3 protein-coding genes are annotated in these 2,558 nt (G+C 67.0%); 2 read left to right on the top strand and 1 reads right to left on the bottom strand.

Annotated elements, in window-relative coordinates; translation table 11 throughout:
- Positions 1–141: 141 nt before the first annotated feature.
- Positions 142–513, top strand: coding sequence for a transposase family protein (locus LE548_RS46365; RefSeq protein ID WP_308031264.1), 372 nt, complete (start codon positions 142–144; stop codon positions 511–513).
- Positions 514–572: 59 nt separating this feature from the next.
- The gene (locus LE548_RS46360) at positions 573–800 is read left to right on the top strand and encodes a hypothetical protein (protein WP_308031262.1); all 228 of its coding nucleotides are present in this window, start codon (positions 573–575) and stop codon (positions 798–800) included.
- 534 nt (positions 801–1,334) lie between these two features.
- On the opposite strand, the gene LE548_RS45175 is transcribed toward LE548_RS46360, so the two are convergent.
- Positions 1,335–2,309, bottom strand: a complete 975-nt coding sequence (locus LE548_RS45175; RefSeq protein ID WP_225102848.1) for a helix-turn-helix domain-containing protein — start codon at positions 2,307–2,309, stop codon at positions 1,335–1,337.
- Between the last annotated feature and the right edge of the window lie 249 nt (positions 2,310–2,558).

Here is a 2,558-nt window from a genome sequence, read left to right as displayed (position 1 = left end):
AACCTGCTTGTGCCGCTCCACAGAGCCCATCGCTCCACCTCCCGATCAAGGTGTTGCGACGATCAGTTGAATCCGTCCGCTACGCGGCTGCCGTTGTGAACGGATGGCCTTGACCAGTCGCCGTTTAGAACCAGAGCCTCGATGTGTCGTCAGTCTGCCACCGTCTACCTCGTCAAGTTGCCTGTGCTGTCGGGGTGTTCGGGGCTGTCGCTGGCAGAGCGGCTGGTCAGGCTGCCGGACCCGCGTCATCGCCGGGGCCGACGGCACCCGTTCGTGGCGGTTCTGCTGATCGCCACGTCCGCTGTCATGGCGGGTGCTCGCTCGTACGCGCCTATTGGGCAGTGGGCACGAAGTGCTCCGCAGGAGGCCCTGTCCCGGCTCGGCGCACGCCTGCTGACCTCGTTCGCGACATTCCCGTGGCGCGCCAGGTCGCACCGGCACTCCTCCAGGCGTCGCCGCTCGATCCACCGGCCGACGGTAGCGTCTTCGCTCTCGAACAGCTTGTGCAGGTAGCGCACCGATATGCGGTGGACTTGGGCGATGGCCTGCGAGGTCAGGTCGGGGTCTGCGAGATGACGGTCGATGAACGCCTGGATCCGCAGCAGCGTTGCCCGGCTCCCGCCAGGCGTGTCGGAGGGTACGGGCTGCTGCTCGGCGCGGTCGGTGTCGGTGCCGTCGGCCGGGCCTCCACCCTCAACACAGCCCTCCAGACGAGGCTGCTCGGCTGGGTCAGGGCCCGGGGACTCGCCGTCTATCTCCTGGTCTTCCAGGGCGGGCAGGCCCTGGCGGCACCTGTGTGAGGTGCGCTGGCCGATGCCCTGGGACTGAGCGTTTACCTCCTGGCCGGCAACCGCCTGCTCCTCCCCGGCGCGCTGAGCGTGCACCGCTGGCCGCTGCATGGCACGGATGCCGTCGCCTCGACGCCGTCCGACCACTGGCCCGTTCCGCCGCTGGTGTTCGAGCCTGGCCCGGCCAACGGGCCCGTGCCGGTCTCCGTGACCTACCGGCTCGCCCCCCCGCCAACCGGGCCGCCTTCACCGACTGCATGGATATCTCGCCCAGCACTGCGGCCGGCTCATAGCCACCGACCGCCGTTACGCGGAGCGGGCCCGCCGCCTGCTGGTGAAGGTCACGGCACCGGAGGTGACGTCGGGGTGACGCGATCGGGGGCCGGTCCCCTCGACGAGGCGGTTCAACTCGCCCGCCAGTTGGTTCGGCGAGGGCAGGGCCGATGCCGATCAGCACCGCGCCGGTGGCAGAGCGTCCCCGGTTCCGGTGGGTCGGCGCGGGCTCTCCATGAGCCGCTCCGCGTGAATCGTTCTGCCGAGAAAACGTCACTCAGCCGTGCGCTGTTCACCGGACAGGCCTTGATGCTGCCAGTCGCGAGGCGCTATGCCATAAGCGGCGCGGAAAACACGGCTGAAATGGCTGGGGCTCACGAAACCCCAGCGTCGGGCGATGGTCGCCACCCCGAGTCCTAGGGCTGGGGACCGCAGAAGATCCCGGCGGCACCGCTCCAGTCGCTGCATCCGGATCCATTCCCCGACGGTGGTTCCCTCCGATTGGAACAACTTGTGCAGGTAGCGAACCGAAATGAAGTGGGCGGCGGCGATCGTGGTGGGTGACAGGTCCGGGTCGGAAAGGTTTTGCAGGATGTGGTCCTTCACTCGCACCATCATGGCCGCGGCGGTTTCGGGAGCCTGAGGCGTGAAGCGGCCGCGCCGCTCGTTGATGAACAGTGCCAGCAGGTCGAGCCCGGTGGCGACGAACTGACGGCCGACGAAGTCGTCGAAGCCCGCTGCTTCGCGCGCCAAGCGCGTGAAGTAGGTCGCCACCAGTGCGGCACTTCCGCCACGATTCGAGAACGCTGTCGCAGTCAAAGCCTGCAGGTCTTCGTCCCGCACGCGAAGCTCCTTCCGGGGGAACTGAAAGGAGATGAAGCAGGCCTCGCCCTGCACTTTCTTTCTGAACACGCGAGACGAATCAGAAATGGAGAAATATTCTGGCTCTATCAGGCACTCTCTCCCGTCCTGCTCCTTGACGGCGCTGCCTGTGCGCTGAAGCGTGAGGATGAGGAATTCCTTCCCGTCCCGGGCTATCAGGCGCTTGCTGCGCGTCACCTCTTGCGGCCCGGCCTGGACGTCCGACACCTGTGTGGCGCCCCATTGGTGGGTGACGATTCTTCCCGGCGACGGATCCTGCTCCAGGATTTTGACATCGAGCGGTACGAACGCCTGGGATACCGCTTCATGCCAGCGTTCTATCCGGTCGGCTGCCGACAGCTCCGCGGTGGAAAGGACGACGGACATCTGGCCCCCTTTACATCCTGATCGACAGGCGGTTCGGATCCGGTCACCGGACAGCCCGATCACCGAAAAGGCGGTATGCCTTCCAGAACACCGTGCCAGCCGGCCTGGGCCGGCACATCGCGTGAATCCGCTAGATCAGGGGTGCCCGGACCGAGATGCCCCTCACTTGATGGCTCCGCTGGTGGCACCGGCGGCGACGTAGCGCTGAGCGACGACGAGCAGGACGGCGGCGGGGACGGACGCCATGAC

It is taken from the genome of Streptomyces sp. CoH27 (assembly GCF_020181035.1).
GTDB classification, from domain to species: domain Bacteria; phylum Actinomycetota; class Actinomycetes; order Streptomycetales; family Streptomycetaceae; genus Streptomyces; species Streptomyces camelliae.
Note: the sequence above shows the minus strand (reverse complement) of the source record. Positions and strands in the feature narration are given on the sequence as shown.

Bases quoted from the DNA above. Each gene is read 5' to 3' on its own strand.
- LE548_RS46365 (WP_308031264.1), top strand. From the start codon at position 142: ATGTGTCGTCAGTCTGCCACCGTCTACCTCGTCAAGTTGCCTGTGCTG.
- LE548_RS45175 (WP_225102848.1), bottom strand. From the start codon at position 2,309: ATGTCCGTCGTCCTTTCCACCGCGGAGCTGTCGGCAGCCGACCGGATA.
- LE548_RS46360 (WP_308031262.1), top strand. From the start codon at position 573: ATGACGGTCGATGAACGCCTGGATCCGCAGCAGCGTTGCCCGGCTCCC.